This is a genomic window from Micromonospora sp. DT4, from assembly GCF_049841675.1.
GTDB lineage: Bacteria > Actinomycetota > Actinomycetes > Mycobacteriales > Micromonosporaceae > Micromonospora.
This window is the reverse complement of record NZ_JBNCKT010000196.1, coordinates 1-5,484: the sequence shown is the minus strand read 5'-3', so window position 1 is coordinate 5,484 and position 5,484 is coordinate 1. Positions and strand designations below refer to the sequence as shown.

5 protein-coding genes and 1 pseudogene are annotated in these 5,484 nt (G+C 70.3%); 1 reads left to right on the top strand and 5 read right to left on the bottom strand.

Annotated elements, in window-relative coordinates; all coding sequences use genetic code 11:
- The first annotated feature begins 76 nt into the window (after nucleotides 1–76).
- Nucleotides 77–565 (top strand): hypothetical protein, encoded by a 489-nt coding sequence (locus ACLQ24_RS28350; RefSeq protein WP_425894797.1) that lies wholly within the window; start codon nucleotides 77–79, stop codon nucleotides 563–565.
- On the opposite strand, the gene ACLQ24_RS28345 is transcribed toward ACLQ24_RS28350, so the two are convergent.
- The 5 genes and pseudogenes from ACLQ24_RS28345 to ACLQ24_RS28325 form a co-directional block, all read right to left on the bottom strand.
- Nucleotides 566–1,783, bottom strand: a complete 1,218-nt coding sequence (locus ACLQ24_RS28345) for an ABC transporter permease (protein ID WP_425894796.1) — start codon at nucleotides 1,781–1,783, stop codon at nucleotides 566–568. It abuts the gene before it with no gap.
- On the bottom strand, nucleotides 1,780–2,478 hold the full coding sequence (locus ACLQ24_RS28340; protein ID WP_425894798.1) for an ABC transporter ATP-binding protein: 699 nt from the start codon (nucleotides 2,476–2,478) through the stop codon (nucleotides 1,780–1,782). The genes ACLQ24_RS28345 and ACLQ24_RS28340 overlap by 4 nt, the downstream gene beginning before the upstream one ends.
- A 44-nt stretch (nucleotides 2,479–2,522) precedes the next feature.
- Complete coding sequence (locus ACLQ24_RS28335; protein ID WP_425894795.1) at nucleotides 2,523–3,620, bottom strand: efflux RND transporter periplasmic adaptor subunit; 1,098 nt, start codon at nucleotides 3,618–3,620, stop codon at nucleotides 2,523–2,525.
- Complete coding sequence (locus tag ACLQ24_RS28330) at nucleotides 3,607–4,206, bottom strand: hypothetical protein (RefSeq protein WP_425894794.1); 600 nt, start codon at nucleotides 4,204–4,206, stop codon at nucleotides 3,607–3,609. Before ACLQ24_RS28330 ends, ACLQ24_RS28335 begins: the two co-directional genes overlap by 14 nt.
- A 418-nt stretch (nucleotides 4,207–4,624) precedes the next feature.
- A pseudogene (locus tag ACLQ24_RS28325) lies at nucleotides 4,625–5,247 on the bottom strand (IS5 family transposase); the annotation flags it as partial.
- Between the last annotated feature and the right edge of the window lie 237 nt (nucleotides 5,248–5,484).

Sequence of the window (5,484 nt, the reverse complement as noted above, 5' to 3'; positions counted from 1 at the left end):
ACTTCACCACCAACGACGCCCGTACCCGACTCCGCCACCTATACCCAGAACGTTAGACACGACGCTCTACTAGGGAGTGATCGCCGTCGTCCCGGTGGCGCTGCTGGCCCTCTGGCTCACCTCGCTGATCGCGGGCGCCGATCGGGTACGCCGGCTCACGTCGTACGCCGTGGAGGCGCTTCCCACCGCGATCGGCGCGCCCCGGGCGGTGGCCGCGCTGGTCGACGCCGGGGTGCAGTTGACCCCGCTGCTGGCGCTCGCCGCACTGCTGCCGGCGTCGCTGTACGGCGAGGGGCTGCGCCGGGCGTTCGTGTCGGTGGCGGCGCCGCGTAGCGACGAGCACCTGGTGGGTTGGCGGGGCCGGCTGCTGTTGCTGCCGCTGCTCGCGCCGGCCCCCGCCCTGCTGCTGTCGATCCTGCTGGCGTTGCCGCTCACCACCCGCCTCGTGCGCCAGGGCGGCTGGGTCGGTGCGCTGGGTGTGGTGCTCTCGTTCCTGGCGGTCTGGCTGGTGCTCACACCGGTGCTGGTGTGGGTGTGCCGCTGGCGCGCCCAGCGGCAGCGCTGATCACTGGGCGGCGAGCGCTTCGGTGGGGGTGAGCCGGGCGGCGCGGATCGACGGGTAGACGCCCGCCGCCATCCCGACCAGCAGGGCGCCGGCGATGCCGCCCGCCACCGAGGTGACCGGGATCGTCGGCGGCCAGCCCTGGTAGCCGGCGTACCCGACGGTCGCGAGCACGCCGAGTACCGCCCCGGCGGCCCCGCCGAGCACGGACAGCAGCACCGACTCGGTGAGGAACTGCACCCGGATCTGGCCACGGTTCGCGCCGAGCGCCCGGCGCAGGCCGATCTCCCGGCGGCGTTCCAGCACCGAGATGACCATGGTGTTGGCCACCCCGATCCCGCCGACCAGCAGCGCCACCGCGGCCAGACCGAGGAAGAGCGCGGAGAACGTGTTCTCGGTGGCACGTTTCGCGGCGAGCGCGTCCGAGGGGCGACTGACCTGGATCAGGCCGGGCAACTGCGGGTCGAGGGTGGCCGGCAGCACGGCCCGGACGTCCTCCAACGCTTGCTCGCGGGCCCGCACGTACACGACGGTGGGATGCCCGTCGAAACCGAGCAGGTCCCGGGCCGCGTCCCAGCCGACCAGGACCGACCGGTCCAGGTCGGGGGCGATGGGCAGCGGATCGAGTACGCCGATCACGGTGAACCACCGCTCGCCGATGAACACCTGCGGCGGCTGGGCCGGATCCACGGTGGCGAACCCGAGCCGACTCGCGGCCACGTAGCCGAGGACGACGGTGGGCAGCCGGGCCGTGCCGTCGTCGAGGAACCGGCCGGCGCGGACCCGGCCGTTGACGGTGTCCAGCAGATCCGGTCGGGTCGCCAGGGTGGTGAGCCCCGAGGTGTCGTACCGGTCCATCACATCGCTGCGGCGGACCATCACGTGGGTGTTCGCGACGGCGCTCGCCATCTCGACGGGCCCGATCCGCTGCACCATCGCGACGGATTCCTCCGGCAGCAGCACGGGCGGATCCTGATCCGGTACGGGTTCGGCACGCAGCAGGTTGGTGCCGAGCGCGGAGAGCTGGTTCATGAGATCGCGCTGGCTGGACGCTGGGATGCCCACCACGACGATCATCGTGGCGATGCCGATGGAGATGCCCAGGGCGGACAGGACCGCCCGCATCCGGCGGCTGGTCAGGCCGAGCAGACCGAGTCGGAATACGTCGCTCGGGGCGAGCCGGGGCGGCCGACCGCCGGGAGCCGCTGTCGGTGTGCTCATGCTCGGGTCCTGTCACTCGTGTCGGAGACGATCCGCCCGTCGCGGATGTCCACCTGTCGAGGGGTACGGGCGGCGAGGTCCCGGTCGTGGGTGATGACGGCGATGGTGGTGCCCTCCGCGTGCAGGCCGAGCAGCAGCGCCAGGACCGCCTCGCCGTTGACGGTGTCCAGAGCGCCGGTCGGCTCGTCCGCCAGGACCAGCGCCGGGTCGTTCACCAGCGCCCGCGCTATCGCCACCCGCTGGCGTTCCCCGCCGGAGAGCTGGTGCGGCAGGTGGTCGACCCGGTGCGCCAGGCCGACCCGGGCCAACGCGTCGATGGCCGTACGGCGACGGCGGCGACGGGGTACGCCGGCGTAGAGGAGTCCGGTGGCGACGTTCTCGGCGGCGTCGAGCCCTCCGACGAGGTGGAACTGCTGGAACACGAAGCCGAGCCACCGGCCCCGCAGCGCGGAGAGCCGCCGGTCGGACAGGTCGGTGACCTCCTGCCCGGCGACGCGTACCCGACCACTGGTGGGCAGGTCGAGGGTGCCCATGATGTTCAGCAGGGTCGACTTGCCGGACCCGGACGGCCCGACGATGGCGAGCATCTCACCGGCGCGCACGGTCAGCGATACGTCGTCCAGGGCGGTGACGCCACCCGGGTACGTCCGGCTCACCCCGTCGAGTTGCAGGACCGGTTCGGCGTACGCCGGGATCACCTCGGTCGGCGCGCTCCGGGCCCGGAAGGGGACGACGGTGCTCACGCGGCGGTCACCACCGTGAGACCCTCGGTGACTCCGGTACCGCTGACCTCGACGAGCCCCCGGGAGAACATCCCGGTCTCCACGGCCAGCAGCCCGCCGTCGGGCAGTTGCAGGGCGTACCCGCCCTCGCGGAGCGCCACCAGCGCGCCGACCGGTACGGCCAGCACGCCCTTGCGGGTGTTCGTGGTGAACGTGACCTGGACCGCCGCCGCGTCCAGCTTCGCCACGTCCGCCGCCTTGGTTGGTGTGACGAGGACGTTCACCTTCGGCGGGCTGGCCTGGCCCGCCCCGGAGTCCGGACCGCCGCCGTCGACGGTGTGGGAGATCGAGGCGACCCGGCCCGGACTCTCGGTCGTGTCGGGCAGGATGATCGCGACCGTGGCACCCACCCGGATGCTGCTGACCTCGGTCGCGTCCACCGGGACGGTCACCAGCTTGACCTTCTCGGTGACGGCCAGGAGTTCACCGGCGGCAGGGTCACCCGGCACCGCCTTCACCGCGCTGATCCGGACCGGTCCCGGCAGCACCGCGGCCTGCCCGACCTCGATCCGGCCGGTGGGTTTCACGCCGAGCGTCTGCTGCCACTTCTTGATCGCGGCAACCAGGGTCTCGGTGAGCAGTGCCCGACCGGCACCGATCCTCGTGCCGTCCTTGGTCCGGGTTTGCTGCGTACCGGTGGCGTATCCGAGCGCCTTCAGGTTGTCCCGCACGATCAGCACGTCGCTGCCCACCAGGCCGGGCTTGTCGAGGGTACGAAAGAGCGGGGTGTCGCCGAACAGCACCGTTACCGGCTGGTCGTTGACCCAGTAGAGCGGCTTGCCCCGGGCGACCGTGTCCCCGACCTTCGGCAGGCGGGTGACGACGCCCTCGCCCGTACCCTTGACGATCCGCTCCGGGCCGAACCCCAGCGTCCCGCCGAGCGACCGGCTGTCCGACAGGTCGGTGCGGGTCACCTTCGTCGTCGTCAGCGCCGGCGGGGCGCTCGCCGCGTCGTCCGCGCCGGCACGCCGCAGCGTCAGCATCGTGACTCCGGCACCGGCGACGGCCAGGGTCACCGTCACCAGGGCCGCCATCACCAGCTTATTTCTTGCCACGGAACGCCTCCATCGTGCATTCCTTGTCCGCCTTGTCGTACGCGGCGCCCACCAGACCACCCGTCGGGTCCTCCACGTCGTCGTACGTCCAGCCGGAGCCGTCCGGCAACAAGTGGATCTTCATGCCGCGCCCGCGCAGGCACTGCACGTAGTCGTTCCGCTGGATCACGTAGTTCGGGTTCTTCTCCTTGTCCAGCTCGGGCGGCTGGAGGGGGAGCTTGTCGGCGCACGCCACGTACGCCGCCTTCGGCTCGCCGCTCTGGTCGAGGGAGATCATGCCGCTCCCCGCGGGGGCCCCAGCCGAACGTTCCTTGAGCTCCTTGACGCCGTGGTCGCGCAGGCAGTAGTTGTACGTGTTCCAGAGCCGCTGCTGCTCGTCCGCGTTCATGTCCAGGCGCAACTGCGGACGTCCGGCCGCTGCCGCAGCGGTGGCGGACGCGCTCGGCGCGGCGGACCCGGTGGCGAGGGACGCGACGTCGGCCGTGCCCCCGGTGTCGGCGCCGGACTTCGCACCGCCACAGCCGGCGAGAACCGTGGCGAGGAGGGTGAGCGCGACGAGCCCGAGTCGTCGTGGTGCGTTGGTCATGGCGAGCAGCCTCACGGGAAGTTGTCAGAGACCTGTCAGGAACCGATGCTCATCCGGTGGTCTCAGAGGGCCGTTCGGAAGATTAGGTCCGCTTCTGGGCGAGGGTGAATATTCCGGGTTCGGAATCGGTCAGGATCTCGCGGTTGACCATGCGTTTCAGCTTCGCGCGGGTGTCTTCGACGTGCTTGGGTAAGGGTTCGATTTCGAGGGCTAGGCAGATGTCCTCGGCTCGCTTGCCGGTGGTCGCGGTGCGCAGGACCGCGAGGATTTGCTGGTAGGCGCAGCTGGTCACGGTCGGGGCGTCGGCGGTGAACTCAGCCGCGGCGAGGGCGCGTAGCGTGGCGCGTGTGGTTGCCAGGGCGGTCAGTTCGCCGTCGATGCGGGCGAGTTCGCTGGTCAGGGTGGTGATCTGCGCGCGGACGACCTCGACATCGATACCCAGGACCGCGCCGTGCAGCGCGAGGTCCTGTTTGAATCCCGCGTCGACCCAGGCTCGGGTCACTGTCGGCGTGCGCTCGGCGACCTTGTCGAACAGCCTGATCCCGATCGCGTTGTCGGTGACTGACGCCGCGATCACGACCACCGCGATGATCAGACCGAGGGCGTCCACGGCCAGGCCCCGTTTCCGGCCGGGCACCCTCTTGCCGGTGTCCTTACCCGTCGTCGCGGCCGGCACGTGATTCGCCGCCCGGATCGACTGGGTGTCCACCGCGACCGCGGTCGGATCCTCACGGCGGCCGGCCTTCTCCCGCGCCTGGCAGCGCAGCAAGTCATGAATGGACTGGTCAGTACCATCATCACGCCACAGGGCGAAGTAGCAGTAGGTCACGGGCGCTTCTGCGGCAGGTCGTGCGGCAGATACGCCCACTGGCAGCCGGTCCGGTTCTGGTAGAGGATCGCGTTCACGATCTCCCGCAGGTCGCAGTCGCCCTGACGACCCGCGACCCAGACGCGCTTGGCCCTCCACGCGTCCAGAAACGGCCCGATCAACGCCCACTGCTCGTCGGTGACATCACTGGGGTATGGCTTCCGATCACCCATGCCCAGCCCAACGCCGCTCACTGCCAACGGTTATGACCGAGATTCACCTTCCATGACATCGACTGATCGCCACCCATCACGAACCCGCAGAACCATCTTCAATCGGACGCAACTCATAGATCAACTCAAAGAACTCCGAACCGCCGCACCGGAGCGTTTCTCGGGGTCTGTCATCCGAACGGTGTAACTTCTCTCCGTTCTATCGATGATGTTGGGCTGTTTACCGGCGGGCGGCGG